Annotated in this window: 23 protein-coding genes; 17 read left to right on the top strand and 6 right to left on the bottom strand. The window is 55.0% G+C overall.

The features are described from left to right. Positions 1-4: 4 nt before the first annotated feature. Positions 5-772, top strand: coding sequence for a phosphate ABC transporter ATP-binding protein PstB (pstB, locus tag AC6I8L_RS14235; RefSeq protein WP_058959118.1), 768 nt, complete (start codon positions 5-7; stop codon positions 770-772). Positions 773-909: 137 nt separating this feature from the next. On the opposite strand, the gene purN is transcribed toward pstB, so the two are convergent. Both purN and purM read right to left on the bottom strand, forming a co-directional pair. Further along, positions 910-1,548: a phosphoribosylglycinamide formyltransferase gene (gene purN, locus AC6I8L_RS14230; protein WP_058959117.1), complete on the bottom strand. Its 639-nt coding sequence runs from the start codon at positions 1,546-1,548 to the stop codon at positions 910-912. Beyond that, a complete protein-coding gene (purM, locus tag AC6I8L_RS14225; protein ID WP_034825969.1) occupies positions 1,545-2,585 on the bottom strand; it encodes a phosphoribosylformylglycinamidine cyclo-ligase in 1,041 nt (346 codons plus the stop codon). The genes purN and purM overlap by 4 nt, the downstream gene beginning before the upstream one ends. Positions 2,586-2,825: 240 nt before the next feature. On the opposite strand from purM, the gene upp reads away from it, so the two are divergent. From upp to hda, 3 genes are all read left to right on the top strand, one after another. Beyond that, complete coding sequence (gene upp / locus AC6I8L_RS14220) at positions 2,826-3,452, top strand: uracil phosphoribosyltransferase (protein ID WP_034825735.1); 627 nt, start codon at positions 2,826-2,828, stop codon at positions 3,450-3,452. A gap of 242 nt (positions 3,453-3,694) precedes the next feature. Continuing rightward, positions 3,695-4,978, top strand: a complete 1,284-nt coding sequence (uraA, locus tag AC6I8L_RS14215; RefSeq protein WP_058959116.1) for a uracil permease — start codon at positions 3,695-3,697, stop codon at positions 4,976-4,978. Positions 4,979-5,071: 93 nt separating this feature from the next. Then, on the top strand, positions 5,072-5,773 hold the full coding sequence (gene hda / locus AC6I8L_RS14210) for a DnaA inactivator Hda (protein WP_202403671.1): 702 nt from the start codon (positions 5,072-5,074) through the stop codon (positions 5,771-5,773). Here the strand turns inward: hda and arsC are convergent. Both arsC and bepA read right to left on the bottom strand, forming a co-directional pair. After that, positions 5,770-6,117, bottom strand: a complete 348-nt coding sequence (arsC, locus tag AC6I8L_RS14205; protein WP_058959115.1) for an arsenate reductase (glutaredoxin) — start codon at positions 6,115-6,117, stop codon at positions 5,770-5,772. The genes hda and arsC overlap by 4 nt on opposite strands. 5 nt (positions 6,118-6,122) lie before the next feature. Next, a complete protein-coding gene (gene bepA / locus AC6I8L_RS14200; RefSeq protein WP_058959114.1) occupies positions 6,123-7,586 on the bottom strand; it encodes a beta-barrel assembly-enhancing protease in 1,464 nt (487 codons plus the stop codon). 639 nt (positions 7,587-8,225) lie between these two features. Between bepA and AC6I8L_RS14195 the strand changes: the two genes are divergently transcribed. The 10 genes from AC6I8L_RS14195 (at position 8,226) to AC6I8L_RS14150 (ending at position 18,099) form a co-directional block, all read left to right on the top strand. Further along, positions 8,226-8,831 carry a DsrE family protein gene (locus tag AC6I8L_RS14195; RefSeq protein ID WP_058959113.1) on the top strand — a complete coding sequence of 202 codons (606 nt, stop codon included), beginning with the start codon at positions 8,226-8,228 and terminating at the stop codon, positions 8,829-8,831. Between the two features lie 34 nt (positions 8,832-8,865). Next, entirely contained in the window at positions 8,866-9,474 is a 609-nt protein-coding gene (locus AC6I8L_RS14190; protein WP_058959112.1) for a DsrE family protein, read from the top strand. Positions 9,475-9,600: 126 nt separating this feature from the next. After that, positions 9,601-10,596, top strand: coding sequence for a substrate-binding domain-containing protein (locus tag AC6I8L_RS14185; protein WP_058959111.1), 996 nt, complete (start codon positions 9,601-9,603; stop codon positions 10,594-10,596). Between the two features lie 21 nt (positions 10,597-10,617). Continuing rightward, the gene (locus AC6I8L_RS14180) at positions 10,618-11,640 is read left to right on the top strand and encodes an ABC transporter substrate-binding protein (RefSeq protein ID WP_058959110.1); all 1,023 of its coding nucleotides are present in this window, start codon (positions 10,618-10,620) and stop codon (positions 11,638-11,640) included. Between the two features lie 2 nt (positions 11,641-11,642). Continuing rightward, on the top strand, positions 11,643-12,500 hold the full coding sequence (locus AC6I8L_RS14175; RefSeq protein ID WP_058959109.1) for an ABC transporter permease: 858 nt from the start codon (positions 11,643-11,645) through the stop codon (positions 12,498-12,500). Continuing rightward, a complete protein-coding gene (locus AC6I8L_RS14170; RefSeq protein ID WP_058959108.1) occupies positions 12,497-13,309 on the top strand; it encodes an ABC transporter permease in 813 nt (270 codons plus the stop codon). The genes AC6I8L_RS14175 and AC6I8L_RS14170 overlap by 4 nt, the downstream gene beginning before the upstream one ends. Beyond that, a complete protein-coding gene (locus AC6I8L_RS14165) occupies positions 13,306-14,295 on the top strand; it encodes an ABC transporter ATP-binding protein (RefSeq protein ID WP_058959107.1) in 990 nt (329 codons plus the stop codon). The genes AC6I8L_RS14170 and AC6I8L_RS14165 overlap by 4 nt, the downstream gene beginning before the upstream one ends. Before the next feature lie 11 nt (positions 14,296-14,306). Next, positions 14,307-15,137, top strand: coding sequence for a phosphodiesterase (locus AC6I8L_RS14160; protein WP_058959106.1), 831 nt, complete (start codon positions 14,307-14,309; stop codon positions 15,135-15,137). 165 nt (positions 15,138-15,302) lie between these two features. Further along, a complete protein-coding gene (locus AC6I8L_RS14155; RefSeq protein WP_058959105.1) occupies positions 15,303-16,895 on the top strand; it encodes a sensor domain-containing diguanylate cyclase in 1,593 nt (530 codons plus the stop codon). Between the two features lie 136 nt (positions 16,896-17,031). Continuing rightward, positions 17,032-18,099, top strand: a complete 1,068-nt coding sequence (locus AC6I8L_RS14150) for an AI-2E family transporter (protein WP_034825758.1) — start codon at positions 17,032-17,034, stop codon at positions 18,097-18,099. Positions 18,100-18,134: 35 nt separating this feature from the next. Here AC6I8L_RS14150 and bcp read toward each other — a convergent pair whose 3' ends face one another. Then, the gene (bcp, locus tag AC6I8L_RS14145; RefSeq protein ID WP_058959104.1) at positions 18,135-18,602 is read right to left on the bottom strand and encodes a thioredoxin-dependent thiol peroxidase; all 468 of its coding nucleotides are present in this window, start codon (positions 18,600-18,602) and stop codon (positions 18,135-18,137) included. Between the two features lie 139 nt (positions 18,603-18,741). Next, positions 18,742-19,341 (bottom strand): glycine cleavage system transcriptional repressor, encoded by a 600-nt coding sequence (locus AC6I8L_RS14140; protein ID WP_374754027.1) that lies wholly within the window; start codon positions 19,339-19,341, stop codon positions 18,742-18,744. Positions 19,342-19,451: 110 nt separating this feature from the next. Between AC6I8L_RS14140 and dapA the strand changes: the two genes are divergently transcribed. The 3 genes from dapA (at position 19,452) to purC (ending at position 22,234) form a co-directional block, all read left to right on the top strand. Beyond that, positions 19,452-20,330 (top strand): 4-hydroxy-tetrahydrodipicolinate synthase, encoded by an 879-nt coding sequence (gene dapA, locus AC6I8L_RS14135; protein WP_034825765.1) that lies wholly within the window; start codon positions 19,452-19,454, stop codon positions 20,328-20,330. Between the two features lie 14 nt (positions 20,331-20,344). After that, positions 20,345-21,376: an outer membrane protein assembly factor BamC gene (gene bamC / locus AC6I8L_RS14130; protein ID WP_034825767.1), complete on the top strand. Its 1,032-nt coding sequence runs from the start codon at positions 20,345-20,347 to the stop codon at positions 21,374-21,376. 144 nt (positions 21,377-21,520) lie between these two features. Then, positions 21,521-22,234, top strand: coding sequence for a phosphoribosylaminoimidazolesuccinocarboxamide synthase (purC, locus tag AC6I8L_RS14125; protein WP_034825771.1), 714 nt, complete (start codon positions 21,521-21,523; stop codon positions 22,232-22,234). The last annotated feature ends 33 nt before the right edge of the window (positions 22,235-22,267 follow it).

Raw genomic sequence — 22,267 nt, 5'->3', positions numbered from 1 at the left:
TTAGATGACGCCCGATTACGACATCGCGTTAACCGTTAACCAGCTGTCGCTGTGGTACGGTGAGCGCCAGGCGCTGAACAATATCGATCTGCACATCCCGAAAAACCGCATCACAGCGCTGATTGGTCCGTCCGGTTGTGGCAAGTCAACGCTGCTGCGCTGCTTTAATCGCATGAACGATGTGATTGATCGCTGCCGCATTGAAGGTGAAATTCTGCTCGATCAGCATGTGGTGATGCAGGCGAATCAGGATCTGCCTGCGTTGCGTCGCCGGATTGGCATGGTTTTTCAGCGCCCGAATCCATTCCCGAAATCGATCTACGAGAACGTGGTGTACGGTTTGCGGCTGCAAGGGGTACGCGATCGTCGCGTGCTGAACGAAGCTTGTGAACGTGCACTGCGTGCAGCGGCACTGTGGAGTGAGGTGAAAGATCAGCTGGCACAGAATGCGTTGACGCTCTCCAGCGGTCAGCAGCAGCGTCTGGTGATTGCGCGTGCCATTGCCATTGAGCCGGAAGTATTGCTGCTGGATGAGCCAACGTCGGCGCTCGATCCGATTTCCACGCTAGTGATCGAAGAGTTGATGACCACGTTAAAGCAGCATTTCACGCTGGTGCTGGTGACGCACAACATGCAGCAGGCGGCGCGCGTGTCAGATTACACGGCGTTTATGCATAACGGACAACTGGTGGAGTTTGATGAAACCGACCGCATCTTCACCTCGCCAAAAGCGCGCAAAACCGAAGATTACATTACGGGTAGATTTGGTTAAGGGATAGGCAACGTGCGCTACGTTTTCAGGGCGCAGAAAGGCAACAGGTTTTAGCAGCCCCAGGCGCTGACATCAGCCAGTGACTGGGGTGAATTAAGCGGAGCAACGTGTCTGCAAGCGGCTGAATAAGGTGAAAATCAGTCGTGTGCGTAACCCTGAGGTGGCAACGGTTGCCCATCCAGCCAGGCTTTTCCATCACGCATCTGCAAACGACCATCGACAAACCAGCCGATCACCAGCGGATAAATCGCATGCTCCTGATGCTGTACACGTGAGGTGATCTCTTCTTCATCATCTTCAGCAAATACCGGAACGCGCGCCTGCAAAATCACCGGTCCGCCATCCAGTTCGTCAGTAACAAAGTGCACCGACGTGCCGTGTTCCTCATCGCCATTCTCTAGCGCCTGACGATGGGTATGCAGTCCGGGATATTTCGGCAGTAGCGACGGATGGATGTTCAGCAACCGGTCGTGATAATGCGCGACAAACGCCTGACTGAGAATGCGCATGTAACCGGCCAGCACCACCAAATCCGGCGCATAGGCATCGATTTCCTGCATCAGTTGGCGGTCAAACGCATCGCGGTCGGCAAAGTCACTGGCGGCGAGGCTATGGCCCGGCACGCTGGCTTCCTGCGCACGCGTCAAACCAAATGCCGAGGCTTTATTACTGAAAACGGCAGCGACGCTGCCGTTAATACGCCCGCTTGCGCAGGCGTCGAGGATGGACTGAAGATTGCTTCCGTTACCGGAGATCAGTACAACCAGTTTTTTCATGGATTAATAACCACTCGCTCTTCTGAGTCAGAGGCTTTAATCACGCCGATTTTCCACGCCTGTTCGCCAGCGTCGGTCATCAGCTGTACCGCTTTATCGGCATCGGCCGGGCTCAGCGCGATGATCATGCCCACGCCGCAGTTAAAGGTACGATACATTTCATGACGGCTGACGTTACCGGCCTGCTGTAACCAGCTGAACACGGACGGCCACTGCCAGCTCTTCTCGTCAATCACCGCCTGAGTATTGTCTGGCAACACGCGTGGGATGTTCTCCCAGAAGCCGCCACCGGTCAGGTGAGAAATCGCGTGCACATCCACCTGCTCGATCAGGCTGAGGATGTTTTTCACGTAGATGCGAGTCGGTGCCAGCAAATGATCGGCCAGTGGTTTGCCATCCAGCTGTTTGGTTTCTGGATCAGTCTGGCTGACTTCCAGAATTTTACGCACCAGCGAATAACCGTTCGAATGCGGGCCGCTTGAACCCAGTGCGATCAGCACGTCGCCGTCCTGCACTTTCGAACCGTCAATGATTTCTGATTTTTCCACCACGCCGACGCAGAAACCGGCCACGTCATAGTCTTCACCGTGGTACATGCCTGGCATCTCAGCGGTTTCACCGCCGACCAGCGCACAACCTGACTGCAGGCAACCTTCGGCGATGCCGGTGATCACCGCAGAAGCGGTATCCACATCCAGTTTGCCGGTCGCGTAGTAGTCGAGGAAGAACAGCGGCTCAGCGCCTTGCACAATCAGGTCGTTCACACACATCGCAACCAGATCGATGCCGATGCTGTCATGACGTTTGAGATCCATTGCCAGACGCAGCTTGGTGCCGACGCCATCGGTTCCGGAGACCAGCACAGGCTCGCGGTATTTCTGCGGCAGCGCACAGAGCGCGCCAAAGCCACCCAGCCCACCCATCACTTCCGGGCGGCGAGTTTTCTTTACTACGCCTTTAATACGGTCAACCAGATCGTTACCAGCATCGATATCAACACCGGCGTCTTTGTAGCTGAGAGAGGTTTTGTCGGTCACTGCGGAATCCCCACGCGAATTGCGGTTGGTGGCAAAAATTAAGCGCGCTAATTCTATCAGCGCAGGCAAACGTTTGCGAGTGCCATCTCACGCCGCTTTGCACAGTGCTGATTTTTCGCCAATCCTTAAGATCACGCGAATCGCGCTAAGCCATTGACCAATGACAAGTGGCGCAGCGGCAAAAAGGCGGTATAATCCGGCGATTTTTTTTTAGCTCAACTCAATTCCGGGAGAACAATCATGAAGATCGTGGAAGTCAAACACCCGCTGGTCAAACATAAACTGGGCCTGATGCGTGAGCATGATATCAGCACCAAACGCTTCCGCGAGCTGGCCTCAGAAGTCGGCAGCCTGCTGACTTATGAAGCCACTGCCGATCTGGCCACGGAGCGCGTCACCATCGAAGGCTGGAACGGCCCGGTTGACGTCGATCAAATCAAAGGCAAAAAAATCACCGTGGTGCCGATTCTGCGTGCGGGCCTAGGCATGATGGAAGGTGTGCTGGAGCACGTGCCAAGCGCGCGCATCAGTGTCGTCGGTGTCTATCGTGATGAAGAGACGCTGGAGCCGGTGCCGTACTTCCAGAAACTGGTGTCCAATATCGAAGAGCGTTTAGCACTGGTCGTTGACCCGATGCTGGCAACCGGTGGTTCGATGATCGCCACTATCGACCTGCTGAAAAAAGCGGGCTGCAACAGCATCAAAGTACTGGTGCTGGTGGCGGCACCAGAAGGGATTGCGGCGCTGGAGAAAGCGCATCCAGACGTTGAGCTCTACACCGCGTCAATCGATCAGGGATTGAACGAGAAGGGCTATATCATTCCAGGTCTCGGCGATGCCGGCGATAAGATCTTCGGAACGAAATAAATAAAGCATCCAGCCGGCCAGAGAGTCGGCTTTTTTTTGGCAAAAACACAACAACTCAAGTAATGCCCTTTAGTTCAGTGCCGCATAAACACCAGCACCTTTGGTAGCGGCGCGATTTATCGCGCTCTTTTTCCCGACATGGCACTTAGCGTGTTGGAATATTGCGTAATGAATTGCGCGGCTCCCTGATGGCGCGGCCTGAACAAACAGCATTCATAACGACTAATGGGGATAGAGAGATAATGACAAGACGCGCGATCGGGGTAGACGAACGTCCACCGCTGCTGCAAACCATTCCACTCAGCTTACAACACCTGTTCGCCATGTTTGGCGCCACGGTGCTGGTGCCGATTCTGTTCCACATCAACCCGGCCACCGTATTGCTGTTTAACGGCGTTGGTACGCTGCTGTATCTGTTTATCTGTAAAGGAAAAATCCCGGCGTATCTGGGTTCGAGCTTTGCCTTTATTTCACCGGTGCTGCTGCTGTTGCCGCTGGGTTATGAAGTGGCGCTGGGCGGCTTTATTCTTTGCGGTTTCCTGTTCTGTGTAGTGGCGCTGATCGTCAAAAAAGCCGGTACCGGCTGGCTGGATGTGATGTTCCCACCGGCCGCGATGGGCGCAATCGTTGCGGTGATCGGTCTGGAACTGGCGGGCGTGGCAGCCAATATGGCCGGTCTGTTGCCAGCCGATGGCACCTCGCCAGACAGCAAAACCATCATCATTTCGATGGTGACACTGGCGGTCACGGTGTTTGGTTCGGTGCTGTTCCGCGGTTTCCTCGCCATTATCCCGATTCTGATCGGCGTACTGGCTGGCTACGCGCTCTCCTCCTTTATGGGCATCGTAAACTGGCAATCGGTGGCTGATGCGCCGTGGTTTGCACTGCCAACCTTCTACACGCCGCGCTTCGAATGGGCCGCGATGTTGACCATCCTGCCTGCGGCGCTGGTGGTGATCGCTGAGCACGTTGGCCACTTAGTCGTTACCGCCAATATCGTGAAAAAAGATCTGATTCGCGATCCCGGCCTGCATCGCTCGATGTTTGCTAACGGCTTGTCCACCATGATCTCCGGTTTCTTCGGTTCCACGCCAAACACCACTTACGGTGAGAACATCGGCGTGATGGCGATTACCCGTGTATACAGCACCTGGGTGATTGGCGGGGCGGCGATCTTCGCGATTCTGCTCTCTTGCGTAGGTAAACTGGCGGCCGCAATTCAGGCGATCCCGGTGCCGGTCATGGGGGGCGTTTCTCTGCTGTTGTACGGAGTGATCGGGGCTTCCGGTATTCGCGTATTGATTGAATCTAAAGTGGATTACAACAAAGCGCAGAATCTGATCCTGACCTCGGTGATCCTGATCATCGGCGTCAGCGGCGCGAAAGTGCATATCGGCGCTGCAGAACTGAAAGGCATGGCGCTGGCCACCATCGTTGGCGTCGCGTTGGCACTGATTTTCCGCGTAATCAATCTGTTACGGCCCGAGGAAGTGGTAATGGATGCCGAAGAAAAGCGCGAAAGTTAATGCGCTTTGCCGGGCAGGGAAGCCTGGTTCATCTCTTGCAAGGATCGTGATAAACTTGCGCCGTTTTCTGCCTGCTCATCCGTTGAGGTACTTCTGAACACGCCGGCACAGCTTTCACTGCCACTCTATTTACCCGATGATGAAACCTTTGCCAGTTTCTGGCCGGGGGAAAATCCGTCTCTGTTGGCGGCGCTGCAAGGCGCACTCTCTCAGCAACACGGCAGCTATCTCTATTTTTGGTCACGTGAAGGCGGCGGCCGTAGTCACTTACTGCATGCAGCCTGTGCTGAGATGTCGGCCCGTGGTGAAGCGGTGGGATATGTTCCGCTGGATAAACGCACCTGGTTTGTGCCGGAAGTGTTGGACGGCATGGAGAACCTGGCACTGGTCTGCATTGATAATATCGAATGCATTGCCGGTGATGCCGAGTGGGAGATGGCGATCTTCGATCTCTATAATCGTATTCTGGAAATCGGCAAAACGCGTTTGCTGATCACCGGCGATCGTCCACCGCGTCAGCTCAATCTTGGCCTGCCGGACTTAGCATCCCGTCTCGACTGGGGACAAATCTATCGTTTGCAGCCATTGTCAGATGAAGACAAACTCCAGGCGATGCAAATGCGAGCAGGGCTGCGTGGTTTTGAGTTACCGGAAGATGTCGGGCGCTTCCTGCTGAAACGCCTCGACCGCGAAATGCGCACGCTGTTTGATACGCTTGATCGGTTAGATCGCGCCTCTATTAGCGCACAGCGCAAGCTCACCATTCCTTTTGTCAAAGAAGCGCTGGGGCTTTAAACAATCTCCAGCACCGCTTCCGGTGGACGGCCAATTCGTGCCTGATCACCGTTGATCACGATGGGGCGTTCGATCAGTTTCGGATGCTCAACCATCGCCTGCAGCAGTTGATCTTCACTCAACTGGCTGTCTGCCAGATTTAACTCTTTATAAAGATCTTCTTTGCGGCGCATCAGATCGCGCGCACTACTCATGCCTAACTGTTGCAGCAGTTTTTTTAGCGCCTGCACGTCAGGCGGTGTTTCAAGATACAGCACCACATCAGTTTCAATGCCTTTATCCTGCAACAGCGCCAGGGTTTCGCGGCTCTTGCTGCAACGCGGGTTGTGATAAATGCTCACCATTATTTTTATCCTTTCTGATACTGACGGAACCGCTTTTGCAGTTCGCGGAACTGATCGATGCGAGCATCGTAACGTGCCTGTTTCAGGCTGCCGAGCGGCACCTGGGCGCTGGCACTGCTCAGGGTGGTGATCGCCTGATCGAGCTTGCCATTGAGTGCTAACCCTTCCGCTCGTGCCGACAACTCCTCATCCCGTAATCCTTGTGCTGCCGAGGCTTGTGCCAGTAAATCCCAGGCATTGACGTCATCGGGATGGGCAAAGGTATAACGATTGAGGATGCGCGTGGCGTTAGCGGGCTGTTTCGCCTCGACATAAGCGTTAGCGAGGTTGAGCTGCAGCACCGGATTGGTGCTGCTTCCTTTGGCACTGGTTAGCATGTTGATCGCCTGCTGCGGCTGGTTCAGACCGATGTCGATATCCGTCATGATATCCAGCAACCAGACGTTATCCGGCTGTTTCGCCAGCATCGGGGTGATGATTTTTTTCGCACTGTCGAAGCTTTTCGCCTGCAGGAACTGCACTGCTTTACCGTATTGCGATGCCATTTGCTCACGTGAGTTGCCTTTGGCGTATTCATTTAACAGCTCATCGGTCAGCTGATTACGGCCAGTAGCGTACATACCCAACGAGCGCACTTTCGCCATGTAGAAGCCTTCCGATGACTGCACCACCACCGGGCGCATCTGGTTGGCACGGTTACGCGCATCGGCCAAACGGCTATCCGGTAAGGGGTGCGTCAGTAAAATTTCCGGTGGTTTGGAGGAGAAGCGGCTTTGATCGGCGAGCTTCTGCAGGAAAGCTGGCATCGCCTGCGGATCGAAACCTGCACGTTGCAGCACCTGAATGCCGATGCGGTCGGCTTCCTGCTCGTTGGCCTGAGTAAAGCTGATCATACCCTGTTGCGTACCCGCCAACGTACCGGTTAACGCCGCCATCCCGGCTTGTGGGCTGGCAATGGCGAGCAGAATCGACCCCAACGCGCCCACCCAGGTGAGTGGCGCATTACGCTTCTGCTCTTCCATGGCACGTGCCAGATGGCGTTGAGTGACGTGAGAAATTTCGTGCGCCATCACCGACGCCAGTTGGCTTTCATTGTCGGTGTAGCGGAACAATGATGAATGCAGCACTACGTTGCCGCCGAAAAAGGCGAAAGCGTTCAGTTCGTCATTCTGGATGAGAAAGAAGTGAAACGGCGTGCGCACCGAATTGGCATGCGCCACCAGGCGCTGCCCTAACTCATTGATGTATTGATTTAATAGCGGATCGTTAATCAGCGGCGCACTGGCGCGCAGTTGGCGCACGTAGAAGTCGCCAATTTGTAATTCCTGATTAATGGATAGCGTTGAACCCGCTGTGGTTCCCATATCGGGCAGATTATCACTCACGTCCGCGTGCACGGAGAGTGCGGGCGTCAGCAGCAGCGTAGGAATAAGGGCCGCCAGCACTGATTTTTTCAACCGGTTAAACATGCCTTGATCCTGTAAAAGTCACCTGCAATTGGACAGGTAAGTCGTTCAAATGTTCTGCGCGTACTTTCCTTTGACGCAGCGCTTCTATCTTAACCAGCGCGTGGTAACAAGCAAATGAAGAAGCGACACAGACTTAAAATGAAAAAATGGCTACACCGGGCGCTGATTGCAGCAAAAAATTGAATAGTCCGCCACGACCAGGTTAGCGCTTTTACAGGTTCAGAAGTTAAAGTTACGTAAAGTTGCTCAAAATAATTGAATCTGGCATGAACTTTTCCAGGTTTACTCTGAAAAACAAACGTCAAAACAGTGAACTGGCCTGTTTTATCCATCAGTGATTTTAATGGTGATTTTTTATAGGGTCGCCGAAATTTTAGTTAAGTATGGTCATATTTTCAGCTCCCCTGGCTTGATAAAAACTAAATAGCTGACAGTCGATTCAAGCCAGTTATTTTTTTAGGCATCTCTTCAGCTCAATCGAAAGCATTATTCAATTAGCCTGACTAATTATTATTTCCGCAATGAAAATCCCGGATAGGCCAAAACTACAGGACTTTTGCCCTGCTCACGCTGTGATATAGATAAGGCACTTTATTCAAACGGACTGTGAATTAGCGCAGTGCATGCCGGAGAATTTTTATGCGTTCTGTTGTCTCTTACGCCCTGATTGCGATCGTGGGTGGGTTTGTTGGCGCCACCGTCAGCAAAAGTGATGATATTTATCAGCGAGTGGTGAGCCATTTTTCTGCCGAGCCAACCGATCCTGAAGGTTTCTGGAGCACGCCTGCTGTCGATGGTTACGGCAAAATCCATTACGAATCTGATGCCGCCTTTAAACCGGTAGTCGGGCTGAGCAACAAAGTGGTGTTTCAAATCACCAAAAGCGAAGGGGACATGAAGCGGCCTAATCTTGGGCTGGAGCGCGTCGCCCGCGTAGTTAACCTCTACATCGCATCAGGCGTGCCTGCCGATCAGCTGCACTTTGTGGTCTCTGTGACCGGTGATGCCACGCCTGCCATGCTGGATAACGCGCATTTCCAGCAATTTTATAAAGCTGACAACCCCAATCTGGCGCTGATCGGCGAACTCAACAAATTAGGCGTCAAAGTGTCGGTGTGCGATCAGTCAGTGGCGTTCCATCACTTCCCGAAAGAGTGGATCGATCAATCGGTTATTCATGCGTTGTCCAGTCCGACCACGGTGTCGACGCTGGAAAATCAGGGTTATGCCTTCCTGCAAATGTAATTGGGCTTAGGGTCTTCTATCGAGGAGAAGTGAAATGCGTCCAGCGTCCTATATTGTTATCGCCGCACTGGCGGGTTTCGTGGGCGGTAATGTGTTACAGCTTCCAGAGCTGGTGGATAAGGTCAGCAGCAAGTTTGCTGACAACAAAAGCGAGCCAGCGGACTTCTGGAGCACGCCAGCCATCGCGGGCTACGGCAAAATCCATTTTGTGAATACGCCGGATTACAATCCCGCGAATACGCCAGGCCTGAGCAATAAGGTCGTTTTTCAGATCAACCGCACGGAAGGGGATGTCCGTCAACCTAACCTCGGACTGGAACGCGTGGCGCGTGTCACCAACCTTTATTACGCTGCCGGAGTGCCGCTAAATCAGCTGAATTTCGTGGTGTCAATCAACAGCGATGCCGTGCCTGCCGCGCTGAATAACGAACAGTTCCGCAAAGCTTACGGCACAGATAACCCGAACCTGAAATTGATCGATGAGTTGAAGCAGGCGGGAGTGAAGGTCACGATCTGCGATCAGTCGGTGGCGTTCCATCAGCTACAGCGTGACTGGATCGATACGCGCGTCACTCATACGCTCTCCAGTGGCACCACGGTTGCCTCGCTGCAAAACGAAGGTTACGCCTTCCTGATGTTGTAATTCCTGCCTGACAGCAGTTCGCGCTGCTGTCATTTTTTCGTCATCTCCCCGCGATGTTGCTGTCACAGTTCGCCGCTACTTTAAGCGCCAATGAGATCGATCTCATTGCTCAATCACGAGGCGAACATGTCCGATTTAATCAGTGTTGCAAAGCTGGCTGGCGTATCTCGCGCTACCGCCGCACGCGCATTTTCTGATCCCCATCTGTTGCGGCCTGACACGCTGGAAAAGGTGTTGGCGGCATCAGAGCAACTCGGATTTCGCCCCAATCACATTGCACGTCAGCTGCGTACGCAAAGTTCCACCACGCTGGGTGTGCTGTTGCCTTCGCTGCTTAACCCGATCTTCTCACGCCAGTTACAGGCGATGGAACGTCAGGCGCGTGCGGCTGGATACGGTTTGCTGGTGGCAACCAGTGATTATCAGCCAGAGCGTGAAGCGGCGATCGTCGAACACATGCTGCGCCAGCGCGTGGCGGGCCTGGTGCTGACCGTGGCCGATGCGGATAACAGCGCGGTTCTGACCACGCTGCATGAAGCCAGCATGCCGTTTGTTCTGGCGCACAACGTGCCTCAGCAGAGTCACTGGCCAGCGATTTGCGTGGATAACCAGCAGGCGATACGGGAAGCCACCGAACATTTGCTAAGTCTGGGCCATCGTCATATCGGCATGGTCGCCGGACCGATGCTGCAATCGGATCGCGCTCGCCTGCGTTATCAGGGCTACTGCGATGCGATGCAGGCCGCAGGGCTGAATGCGCTGCCGGTGATTGAAATGACCAGCCATACCCATTCTGATTTCGCGCTGCTGCAACCGCAGTTGCAGGGCGCAGCACCGCTGACAGCGGTGATTTGTACTAATGATTTGCTCGCCATCAGCCTGATTGGTGCCGCGGCGCGTGCCGGTGTACGAATCCCGCAGCAACTTTCGGTGATGGGTTTTGACGGCATCGATATTGGCGAGCAGATTGCGCCGTCACTGGCGAGCGTCTCTCAGCCAGCCGACATGCTCGGTGCCTGTGCCGTCGATATGTTGTTACAACAAGCCAGCCGCGGCACCCGTGTACTGGCCCACCGGTTGCGGAGTGGTGAGAGTATCGCCGCGCCAGCCACCGCTTTTTGATACCAACACCAGGGAACCACCATGAAATTCCAACGAAAAATGAAAATTCTTGCAGGAGCGATCGCGCTGACCGCCGGTTCGCTGTTCAGTATGATGACGCAGGCCGCAGAAACCGCGATCTGCTACAACTGTCCGCCCGAATGGGCTGACTGGGGTACACAGCTTAAAGCCATTGCCAAAGACACCGGCATCACCGTGCCACAAGACAACAAAAACTCCGGCCAGGCGCTGGCGCAAATGGTGGCGGAGAAGGGCAATCCGGTGGCAGATGTGGTGTATTACGGCGTCAGTTTCGGCATCCAGGCCGACAGCGCGGGCGTCATCACCGATTATAAACCGCAGCACTGGGACGACATCCCAGCCGGAATGAAAGATCCGAATGGTAAATGGGTTGCGCTTCACTCGGGCACCATGGGCTTTATGGTCAACGTGGATGCGCTCGGCGGCGCGCCAGTGCCACAATCCTGGGACGATCTGCTGAAGTCGGAATACAAAGGGATGGTGGGCTATCTTGACCCGGCCAGCGCCTTTGTCGGCTATGTGGCGGCGGTGGCCGTTAACCAGGCGAAAGGCGGCAACATGCAGGACTTCACGCCAGCACTGAACTGGTTCAGGAAACTGCAGGCCAACCAGCCAATCGTACCGAAGCAGACGGCCTATGCGCGTCTGATTTCCGGCGAAATCCCGATTCTGCTCGACTACGACTTCAACGCCTATCGCGCCAAATATAAAGATCACGCCAACGTTGCGTTTGTGATCCCGAAAGAGGGCACGGTGACGGTTCCTTACGTCATCAGTCTGGTGAAGAACGCGCCACACGAAGCTAATGGCAAGAAAGTGATCGACTATGTGCTGTCGGACAAAGGTCAGGCGATCTGGGCCAATGCCTTCCTGCGCCCGGTGCGTACTTCTGCAATGTCACCCGAAGCGAAGAAATTCTTCCTGCCGGATAGCGATTATGCACGCGCCCAAACGGTCGACTATCAGCAGATGGCCGATGCGCAGAAAGCGTTCTCTGCTAAGTACCTGAGCGAGATTCACTAATCATGTCGATCTCCGACACCCTGGCGGCTTCACGCCGCCAGGCTCGCAGTTTGCCGGGCAGCAAATGGTTATGGCTGACGCTGCCAGCGCTGCTGTTCTTCAGTGCATTTTGGTTGCTGCCGTTTGCGCGCCTGCTGCAAATCGGGATGCAAAACGATCGCACCACCCAGCACAGCGGCTACTGGACGGTAATCACTCAGCCGAATTACCTGCTGAGTTTGCTGAATACCGTATTGCTGTCGCTGGCGGTGACATTGGTCACGCTGGTGATTGCTGCCATCGTCGGCTGTTTTCTGGCGCGTCAGCGTTTTGCTGGGCGCGGCACGTTATTAGCCTTATTGACCTTCCCGCTGGCTTTTCCCGGCGTGGTAGTGGGTTTTCTGGTGGTGATGCTCGCTGGCCGTCAGGGCTTGCTGGCGCAAATCAGCATGAGCCTGGTGCACGAGCGCTGGACGCTGGCCTATTCACTCACCGGATTGTTTATCGGCTATCTCTATTTCTCGCTGCCGCGCGCCATCGTCACGTTGGTGGCGGCCAGTGAAAAGCTTGACCGCTCGCTGGAAGAGGCAGCGCGATCACTTGGCGCCAGTCAGTGGCGTATTACCTGGGACGTGATCGTGCCCGGCCTGCAGCCGGCATTGCTCTCTACCGGCGCACTCTGTTTCGCCACCAGCATGGGCGCGTTTGGCACCGCTTTTACGCTCGGCACCGATTTGGCGGTGTTACCGCTGACCATTTATGGCGAATTCACTAACTACGCTAACTTTGCTACGGCGGCGGCGCTGTCGGTGGTGATGGGCGCGGTCGCCTGGCTGGCGCTGATGTTAGCGCGCCGTCTGGCACACAAGGGGGCCGCATGAATCGTCGCGGATTGTTTAGCCTGCAGCTGCTTGTCACCACGCTCACCGCGCTGTTTATGATTGTGCCGGTGGTGCTGTCAATGCTGGCGGGTGTCACCAATAACTACTTTATCGGCCTGCGCAGCGGGTTGACCCTGAAATGGGTGGCGCAAGTGTGGGAGATGTACGCTGATACCTTCTGGCTGTCGTTGCTGATAGCGCTGTTCTGCCTGCTGGTCACTCTGGTGATTGGCGTACCCGCCGCGTGGGGCTTGTTGAAAGCGCCCGGCCGCTGGGCAGCACGTATTGAAGAGTGCCTGATGTTGCCCGTGGCGCTGCCCGGCTTAGCCACTGCGCTCGGCATCATTCTGCTTTACGGCCAGTTTTCCGGCCTGCGTGACAGCTGGGTGTTTATTCTGATTGGTCACGTGCTGTTCACGCTGCCGTTTATGATGCGACCGGTGCTGGCGGTGATGCAGGCTGTCGATATGCCGCGTCTGGAAGAAGCTTCCGCCAGCCTCGGTGCCAGCCTGTGGCAGCGCTTCTTTACCGTGGTGGTACCCAACTGCCGCAACGGCATTCTGGCGGGCGCCTTTATGGTGATCACCCTGTCGGTGGGGGAGTTCAACATCACCTGGATGCTGCATACGCCGCTGACCAAAACCCTGCCGGTCGGCCTCGCGGACAGTTACGCCTCGATGCGACTGGAAGTGGGTTCCGCTTATACGCTGATTTTCATTCTGATGATTTTGCCGCTACTGCTGATGCTGAATGCGGTGAATCACTGGCTTAACCGCGCGGTATCGCGCCAAAACAAGGAGGCGGCATGAATCCTGCGGCCGTTACCGTGACGCTGCGCGGTTGTTCACGTCACTTCAATCACCAACTGGCATTGCATCCGCTCGATCTGACCGTGAATCCCGGGGAAACCCTGGTGTTGCTCGGGCCTTCTGGCTGCGGAAAAACCACCACCTTGCGCATCATCAGCGGGCTTGAGCGCTGTGATGCGGGCGGCGAGGTGTGGTTCGACGATCGTAACGTTACCGCGTTGCCGATTGAGAAACGCAACGTTGGCATGGTGTTCCAGAACTATGCGCTGTTTCCCAATCTTAACGTCGCCGAGAACGTGGCTTACGGCTTGAAAGTGCAGGGCGTGGCGCGTGCCGAGCGTGAAGCGCGCGTGCAGGAGATGCTGGAACTGGTGGATCTCAGCGCGCTGTCACAGCGCAGCATTGATAAGTTATCCGGTGGACAGAAGCAGCGTGTTGCACTGGCGCGTGCGCTGGCAGCCAGACCCAAAGTGCTGCTGTTTGATGAGCCGCTGGCGGCGCTGGATGCACGTCTGCGCGATCGCCTGCGCCTGGAAATCGGCACCTTATTGAAGAAGCTGGCGATCACCGCCGTGTACGTCACGCACGATCAGCAAGAAGCCATGGCGCTCGGCGATCGCATCGCGGTGATGGAGCAGGGGCGTCTGGTGCAGATCGATACGCCACAAAATATCTATCAGCATCCCGCTTCGAAGTTTGTCGCCGATTTTGTCGGGGCGATTAACTGCGTCGATGTGGATAAGCGCGGCAATCCTCAGTGCTTCTGTCGTCCGGAAGATGTGCTACTCGCCGATGATAATCGCTACGCACGCCAGGGCTTTATCCTTGCCAGCACCTTTTTAGGCGCGTCGCAGCGGCTGATGATCGATATCGGCCTTGCCATGCCGATTCAGGTCGATCGCCATGCGCGTGAAGCCTGGCATGCCGGACAACCGGTGAGCTGGACGCTGGCGCAAGATGCCGCCCTGCAATTTTCTGCATCCTGAGGAAGAAAATCGTGTCTGAAGCATTGACGCTGATTGCGCAAATAAGTGATTTACATATCAAGGCGAACGGTCGCCTGTCGTATAAAAAAGTGGATACCCAGGCGGCGCTGCTGCGTGTTATCGACACCCTGAATCGTTTGACGCCGCGCCCGGACATGGTGGTGATCACCGGCGATCTGGTGGATTTCGGCAACGCAGAAGAGTATCAAACGCTGCGAACGGCGCTGCGACGTTTGCAACTGCCTTACATGCTGATGGCGGGCAATCACGACGATCGCCAGCAGCTACGCGCGGCATTCCCGGATCACCACTATCTGCAAGGTGGCGAAACCCTCAACTGGCAGGCGCGGGTGAAAGGGGTGCAGCTGCTGGCGCTGGACTCCAGCGTGCCGCAGCAGCCGTGGGGCTATGTGGATCAAGCGCAGTTGGAATGGCTGGAAGAACAGCTGGCACGTGAGCCACAATTGCCTACGCTGGTGATGTTGCACCATCCACCGTTGGTTTCCGGTATCGGCCATATGGATAAGCAACCCCTGCGTAATCCCGATGCGCTGGCGGCGATTATCCGCCAGCATCCGCAGGTGGAACGCGTGTTGAGCGGTCATTTGCATCGTTCGGTACAGGCGCGCTTCGCCGGTACGTTAGCCTGCGTGGCGCCAGGCGTGTCGCATCAGGTGGCCTTTGATTTGTCTGAAAATGGTCCGGCGAATTTCGTGCTGGAGCCGCCGGGTTTCCTGCTACATCGCTGGCACCCACAGCAAGGTATGACGACACACCAGTGCGCTATCGGCGATTATCCGGGCCCGTGGCCGTTCTATGATGCGAATGGTCTCATCGATTAGCGCCAACGTTTGCTGAATAATTGCGCGTGTCTGACAGGATGGTTCGTGCTGAATCTGGTTTGCAGGTGTACAATTGGCGGTTCCCTCACCAGGGGTAGCTAGTCCAACTATAACTATATTGTCAGGCACGCGAATGATGAATTTTCACACCAGGACGGTTGCGTCATGCTGATGCGCATCCGGCCAAAAACTGACCTGCGTACGCTGATCGCGTTGCTGGCGATCACCAGTATCGTCATTACGCTCGCCAATACCTTGTACGCCACCTGGCGTGTGCAGCGTATGGTGCTGATCGAGAGCACGCTCGAAGCCAATCGCGCTTATGCCACCAAACTGGCTGCCACCACGGAAGTCTTTTTCCAGCTGGCACAGTCGCAGCTGCACTACAGCGCGACGCAGTTGGGCAAGGATTTTGATAATCCAGAACTGGCGCAGCAGGAAGTGAATCGTCTGCGTGAGCAAACCAATAGCTTCAACTCCGTTGCGGTGGTCGACACCAATGGGATAGTGAAAGCGATTTCGCCTGAGTCACTGATGCTTAAAGGCATGCAGCTCACCAGCCAGGCTTCGCGGGAAGCGCTGGCACAGCGCCAACCGATGGTGAGCAAACCCACCATCTCTGCTGCCAACAATCTGATTGTGTTTGTCTCCTGGCCGATCTGGAGCAACGAAGGACGCTACCTCGGCTATGTCGGCGGCACTATCTATCTGAAGAAGAAAAGTATCCTCAATGCCTTACTCGGTGAGCAGTTCTACCGGGATGGCACGCGCGTGTATGTATTGGATCGCAACAATCAGGTGCTTTATCACCAGAATAGCCAGCTGATTGGTAAAACCGCGCCAGAGATCGTCAGCGAGCGTCAACGCAATGAGAGCACTAATGGCGAGGTGCAGGTCAAAGAAGAAGACACGCCGAAACTGGCGGGTTACGCCATTGTGCCGACCACCGGCTGGATGGTGGTGGCGCTCAAACCAACCGACGTCACCCTGCAACCGCTCTCGGGTTTGCTGCTGAAAGTGCTGAAAAACTCGGTGCCGTTTGCGTTGCTGACCTTACTGATGGCGGTGATCTTCGCCCGTCTGATTGCCTTGCCGCTGTGGCAACTGGCGCGTAAAGCCAGTCAGATGGACACCCAGGGCGTCTCGGGTGAAATTGGCGGTATTCGTGCCTGGTACTTCGAAGCCGCACAGGTGAAGCGCGCCTTGCTCACCGGGATCGGACTGGTACAGGACAAAATCGGTCGGCTGAAATCGGAAGTACAAACCGATCCGATGACCAGTTTGCTTAACCGCCGTGGCCTGAGTGCGGTGCTGGATTACTTCGAAACCATGCGTCAGCCTTTTGCGGTGCTGGCGCTGGATATCGACCATTTCAAGCGGGTGAATGACAACTTCGGCCATGATGTGGGTGACGAAGTGATCAAACAGGTGGCGCGTACCCTGCGTAACAGTGCGCGCCAGACCGACGTGGTGTGCCGTAATGGCGGCGAGGAATTTCTGATGCTGTTGCCAGCCACCTCGACGGAAGAAGCGCGGGTGATTGCCGAGCGCGTGCGTACCAGCATCGCCGAGAGCTGGATTGACCATGTTGGGCATATCACGCTTTCAGTGGGCATCGCACATTGGGAGGCCGATAACCAGCCGCAAGATGTGAGCTTGAAACAGGCGGATGCCGCACTCTATCAGGCGAAAAATGCCGGACGTAACTGCGTAATGATTGCCGGTCAGGACGCGCTGGTGAGCAGCATTACCCGCTAATCTTCACATAGCCGCTGCTAACGGCGGCTCTCTCATTCCGCACCAAACATGTGCCCGGCACAGGTTCATCTGAACCGGGCATCGACTGCAAATTTCTGTACAATCGTCATCCCGTTTTTGGCGTCAAGGAAGTGAAATGCTGGCTCTGCTTTTCCAATGGTACAAACGTCGGTTTAGCGATCCGCAGGCGATTGGCCTGCTGGTAATCCTGTTGATGGCGTTCTGTATCCTGTTTTTCTTCAGTGGATTATTAGCACCGTTGCTGGTCGCGCTGGTGCTGGCTTATCTGCTGGAGTGGCCAACCGTTCGATTACAGCGTCTGGGATGCAGCCGCACCTGCGCCACCAGCATGGTGCTGATTGTTTTTGCCGGTATTTTGCTGGTGATGGTGCTGATTGTTGCGCCAGTGGCCTGGCAGCAGGGCATCAATTTGCTGCGTGACCTGCCGAATATGCTCAACAAGCTCTATGTCTATGCCGCCGGGTTGCCGAAGCGTTTTCCGGCGCTGGTGGATGCGGGCATCATCGATATCATCGTGGAGAATCTGCGTAGCCGCCTGACCGGGTTGGGGGAGTCATTGGTGAAGTACTCACTGGCCTCGCTAGTCGGGTTGATGACGCTGATGATCTATCTGGTGCTGGTGCCGCTGATGGTGTTCTTCCTGCTGAAAGATAAAGAGCAGATGCTCAATGCTGTACGCCGCGTGCTGCCGCGCAATCGCGGGTTGGCGGGCGTAGTGTGGCAGGAGATGAATCAGCAAATCACCAACTACATTCGTGGCAAAGTGCTGGAGATGGTCGCGGTAGGGTTTGTCACCTGGATTGCCTTCCTGGTCTTAGGGCTCAACTATGCGTTGCTGCTGGCGGTGCTGGTGGGGATTTCCGTGCTAATCCCTTACATCGGCGCGATGGTGGTCACCATTCCGGTGATTGGCGTCGGTCTGTTCCAGTGGGGCTTAGGCACCGATTTCTGGACGATGTTTATCGTTTATCTGGTGGTGCAGGCGCTGGATGGCAATGTGCTGGTGCCGATTCTGTTTTCAGAGGCGGTCAACCTGCATCCGCTGGTGATCATTCTTTCGGTGGTGATTTTTGGTGGTATGTGGGGCTTTTGGGGCGTGTTCTTTGCCATTCCGCTGGCCACGTTAATCAAGGCCGTGGTGCGCGCCTGGCCGGAAACCACGCTGGAGCATCAGCAGGGGTAAATAAAACGGGTGCACATTGTGCACCCGTTTTGTTTTTATGCCGACTTCAAATAATCCAGCACGATGTCGTGGTGGTTCGATGTTTTGAAGTCGTCGAAAACTTTCTCAACTTTGCCGTTGCCATCAATCAGGAAGCTGATGCGGTGGATGCCATCATAGGTTTTACCCATAAAGGTTTTCTCACCCCAGACACCGAACTCCTGAGAGACCTGGTGATCTTCATCAGATAAAAGGGTGAAGTTCAGCACCTCTTTCTCCGCGAAGCGTGACAGTTTTTCAGGCTTATCGGTGCTGATGCCCAGCACTTCCACGCCCACGGTTTTCAACGCATCCATGTTGTCGCGCAGACCACAGGCCTGAACGGTGCAACCCGGCGTCATGGCCTTCGGGTAGAAATAGACCAGAACGCGCTGTCCCTGGAAGTCGGCCAAATTTACTTGTTCGCCGTCCTGATCGGGCAAGCTAAATTTCGGTGCGGTATCACCGGCTTTCAGTGGATTCATCACAACTCTCCATTTTTTTCTTCATGCTGTGGGTAATACACCCTCGCGGCAAAAGCACCAGTGGGTGCCACCCTCTGGGTTATTTCACTACACGGTATGCCGTGTGGCAGAGTGTGTGGAGAAATAACCCGGCGTTAGTTTACAGGGTGTTGTTGGCATCGTCGGTGACACTATAAAGACGAATCGAGCCTTGTGCATGCAGTTCTTCACACAGATTGTTGAAGGCTTGTTCAAACGGTGCGCTGGCATGGTTATCGGGACTGTGTGCCGTCATCTGAATATACAGCGTCGGTGGGACACCCTCCTGTGCCGGGGTAATACGCGACACCAGTTCGGCAATGTTCATCTGATGTTTGTCGAACAGATCGGTGAAGCGCTCAATGAGATGGGGAGAATCCGGCACTTCCACCTGCACCCATACCGTGGCGGGCATCGGCGGGGTGGCGCGCGCATTGGTGCGCTTCATCACAATCAACAGTTCCAGCTCAGCCCCTTTCATCGGCAGCGTGGATTCAATCAGGGTTATCGCGTTCCAGCTCCCCGAAAGCAACATGATGAAGGTGAACTCATCGCCCAGCATCGCCAGACGACTGTCTTCAATATTACAGCCGCAGCTACTGACGTGGCGAGTGATGGTATTGACGATACCCGGACGATCAACGCCCAATGCGGTGATCACCAGATGGTGAGGCTGTGACTGCGACAAAATGGCATTTCCTGTACGTTCGCTAATAACCATAAGGTAAACATAAAAAAAACTGCTGACAAGGGTAGGAATGGCTTGGCTCGCTTGCTTTTCTTTCGAGGTAAAACGTAACATGAGGCACTTGTTTGTCGAGGGGATAGCCCATGTTCACCGGAAGTATTGTTGCGCTCATTACGCCAATGAATGAAAAAGGTAATGTCTGCCGCGAGAGTTTGAAAAAACTGATTGATTATCATGTTGCCAGCGGCACCGCGGCGATTGTTTCTGTTGGCACCACCGGCGAATCCGCTACCCTCAGCCATGAAGAACATGGCGATGTGGTGATGCAGACCCTGGAGCTGGCGGATGGCCGTATTCCGGTGATTGCCGGTACCGGCGCCAATGCCACTGCTGAAGGTATCTCTCTCACGAAGCGCTTTACCGGCACCGGTGTGGTGGGTTGTCTGACCGTGACGCCTTACTACAACCGTCCAACTCAGGAAGGTCTGTTCCAGCACTTCAAAGCGATTGCCGAAAGCACCGATCTGCCACAGATGTTGTATAACGTACCATCACGTACGGGCTGCGACATGCTGCCAGAAACCGTGGCTCGCCTGGCCGAAATTAAAAATATTATCGGAATCAAAGAGGCCACCGGGAACTTATCGCGTATTTCTCAGATCCAAGAGCTGGTTAATGATGAGTTCATTATTGTCAGCGGCGATGACGCGACAGCTTTGGACTCCATGCAACTGGGCGGCAAAGGCGTAATCTCGGTTACAGCCAACATTGCAGCGCGTGAAATGGTTGAACTCTGTGCGCTGGCGCAACAGGGTAATTTTGCCGAAGCGCGTCGCCTGAATCAGCGTCTGATGCACCTGCACCAGACGCTTTTCTGTGAACCCAATCCAATCCCGGTTAAATGGGCAGCGAAACAGCTAGGATTAATCGCGGATGACACGCTGCGCTTGCCGATGACGCCACTGACCGAAGCTGGTCAGGCGAAAACGGCTCAGGCGCTGATTAAAGCGGGTCTGCGATAAATTAGGGAGAATCAATGAGTTATTCAGTTAAGCGCTCGACGCTGGCAACCGTGGTGGGCCTGTCCACCCTGATGCTGCTAACAGCTTGTTCCAGCGATCAGCGTTATAAGCGCCAGGTCAGCGGTGATGAATCTTACCTGCAGGCGCCTGAACTGCATGATTTAAAAGCCCCGGCGGGGATGATTCTGCCTCTGCAGAATGGCGATTACGATGTGCCGCACACTGTTGCGAAGGGTGCAGTAGGTAAAGAACTGGATATTCGTCCTCCGGCTCAACCTCTGGCGCTGCTGAACGGCACGCGTGCACAGTTCACTGGTAATACCGGTGTGCTGGCGGTTGAGAGCAGCCGTGGCTCGATCTGGTCACAGGTGGTGAATGTGATCCAGTCCTACAAGTTCCCGATTGCACAGCGTGATGATGCTGGGCAGCAGCTGACCACCGATTGGGTGCAGTGGAACCGTGCGGATGAAGATAACCAGTATCGTGGTCGTTATCAGATCAGCGTACAAAACCAGAGCTATCAGCAGGTGTTGACAGTCCGTCTGCTGGAATTGCAGCAGAAAGGTGAGACGGTGACGGCTCCGGCACAGATCCAACGCTACACCGGCCAGATGCTGAACGACATCAGCACCGGTCTGGATAAGATTGATACCGCCAGCGCCGATGCTGCTGCAGGCCGCGCGACCGGACAGATTGATGTCCAGAGCGGCGCAGATGATACCGGTCTGCCACTACTGGTGCTGCGTTCACCGTTTAACGTCACCTGGCAGCGTCTGCCAGCAGCGCTGAAGCGTGTGGGCATGGAAGTGACCGATGACAACCGCTCGCAGGGTAGTCTGAAAGTGACCTATAAACAGCCAGGCAGCAGCGCGTTCGACGCGATTGGTGCGAAAGATCCTGAGTTGCCAAACGGCGATTACAAATTGCAGGTTGGCGATCTGGATAACCGCAGCAGTCTGCAGTTCATTGATCCTAAGGGCCATGTGCTCACTCAGGCGCAGAATGACGCGCTGGTGGCGGTGTTCCAGGGTGCACTGAACAAATAAATTGCCAAAGGGCCGGAGATTCTCCGGCCTTTTTGTTTTGATTTTGGCATAATAGCGCCCGGCGAGGTAAACGATTGCGTCATGCAGTCGTCGCGCGGTGAAACACCGCTGAACACGGGTTCTTTCATGTTTGGAGTTAATGAGATGCAAAAGCGAGCTGAGTTGTATCGCGGTAAAGCGAAAACCGTATACAGCACCGACAATCCGGATCTGCTGGTACTTGAATTCCGCAACGATACGTCAGCAGGAGACGGTGCACGAATCGAGCAGTTTGATCGTAAAGGGATGGTGAACAACAAGTTCAACCATTTCATCATGACTAAATTGCAGGAAGCGGGCATTCCGACCCAGATGGAAGCGCTGCTGTCGGATAACGAAGCGCTGGTCAAAAAGCTGGAGATGGTGCCGGTGGAGTGCGTAGTGCGCAACCGTGCGGCAGGATCGCTGGTAAAACGTCTGGGCGTGGAAGAGGGCATGTTGCTCAATCCACCGCTGTTTGATCTCTTCCTGAAAGATGACGCCAAACACGACCCGATGGTCAACGAATCCTACTGCGAGACCTTTGGCTGGGTCAGCAAAGCCAATCTGGCGCGCATGCAGGAACTGACTTTCAAAGCCAACGACGTACTAAGCAAACTGTTTGATGACGCCGGTTTGATCCTGGTCGACTTCAAACTGGAGTTCGGTCTGTTCAATGGTGAAGTGACGTTGGGCGATGAGTTCTCGCCAGACGGCGCGCGTCTGTGGGACAAAGAGACCATGGACAAAATGGACAAAGACCGTTTCCGTCAGAGCCTCGGTGGCCTGATTGAAGCGTATGAAGAAGTGGCGCACCGCCTGGGTGTGAAACTGGATTAAGTCTTCAGCGATGCCTTTTCGGTGCGCATTCCA

This window comes from Type-E symbiont of Plautia stali, assembly GCF_059731115.1.
The sequence above is the reverse complement of the archived record's forward strand: the minus strand, read 5'-3'. Positions and strand labels throughout refer to the sequence as shown.

Excerpts from the sequence above, each read along its gene's own strand:
- AC6I8L_RS14180 (WP_058959110.1), top strand. The coding sequence starts at position 10,618 with ATGAAATTCCAACGAAAAATGAAAATTCTTGCAGGAGCGATCGCGCTG.
- uraA (WP_058959116.1), top strand. The coding sequence starts at position 3,695 with ATGACAAGACGCGCGATCGGGGTAGACGAACGTCCACCGCTGCTGCAA.
- AC6I8L_RS14165 (WP_058959107.1), top strand. The coding sequence starts at position 13,306 with ATGAATCCTGCGGCCGTTACCGTGACGCTGCGCGGTTGTTCACGTCAC.
- pstB (WP_058959118.1), top strand. The coding sequence starts at position 5 with ATGACGCCCGATTACGACATCGCGTTAACCGTTAACCAGCTGTCGCTG.
- dapA (WP_034825765.1), top strand. The coding sequence starts at position 19,452 with ATGTTCACCGGAAGTATTGTTGCGCTCATTACGCCAATGAATGAAAAA.
- arsC (WP_058959115.1), bottom strand. The coding sequence starts at position 6,117 with ATGGTGAGCATTTATCACAACCCGCGTTGCAGCAAGAGCCGCGAAACC.
- AC6I8L_RS14140 (WP_374754027.1), bottom strand. The coding sequence starts at position 19,341 with ATGGTTATTAGCGAACGTACAGGAAATGCCATTTTGTCGCAGTCACAG.
- purN (WP_058959117.1), bottom strand. The coding sequence starts at position 1,548 with ATGAAAAAACTGGTTGTACTGATCTCCGGTAACGGAAGCAATCTTCAG.
- AC6I8L_RS14185 (WP_058959111.1), top strand. The coding sequence starts at position 9,601 with ATGTCCGATTTAATCAGTGTTGCAAAGCTGGCTGGCGTATCTCGCGCT.
- AC6I8L_RS14155 (WP_058959105.1), top strand. The coding sequence starts at position 15,303 with ATGCTGATGCGCATCCGGCCAAAAACTGACCTGCGTACGCTGATCGCG.
- bepA (WP_058959114.1), bottom strand. The coding sequence starts at position 7,586 with ATGTTTAACCGGTTGAAAAAATCAGTGCTGGCGGCCCTTATTCCTACG.
- bcp (WP_058959104.1), bottom strand. The coding sequence starts at position 18,602 with ATGAATCCACTGAAAGCCGGTGATACCGCACCGAAATTTAGCTTGCCC.
- bamC (WP_034825767.1), top strand. The coding sequence starts at position 20,345 with ATGAGTTATTCAGTTAAGCGCTCGACGCTGGCAACCGTGGTGGGCCTG.
- AC6I8L_RS14170 (WP_058959108.1), top strand. The coding sequence starts at position 12,497 with ATGAATCGTCGCGGATTGTTTAGCCTGCAGCTGCTTGTCACCACGCTC.
- AC6I8L_RS14150 (WP_034825758.1), top strand. The coding sequence starts at position 17,032 with ATGCTGGCTCTGCTTTTCCAATGGTACAAACGTCGGTTTAGCGATCCG.
- AC6I8L_RS14190 (WP_058959112.1), top strand. The coding sequence starts at position 8,866 with ATGCGTCCAGCGTCCTATATTGTTATCGCCGCACTGGCGGGTTTCGTG.
- purC (WP_034825771.1), top strand. The coding sequence starts at position 21,521 with ATGCAAAAGCGAGCTGAGTTGTATCGCGGTAAAGCGAAAACCGTATAC.
- upp (WP_034825735.1), top strand. The coding sequence starts at position 2,826 with ATGAAGATCGTGGAAGTCAAACACCCGCTGGTCAAACATAAACTGGGC.
- AC6I8L_RS14175 (WP_058959109.1), top strand. The coding sequence starts at position 11,643 with ATGTCGATCTCCGACACCCTGGCGGCTTCACGCCGCCAGGCTCGCAGT.
- AC6I8L_RS14195 (WP_058959113.1), top strand. The coding sequence starts at position 8,226 with ATGCGTTCTGTTGTCTCTTACGCCCTGATTGCGATCGTGGGTGGGTTT.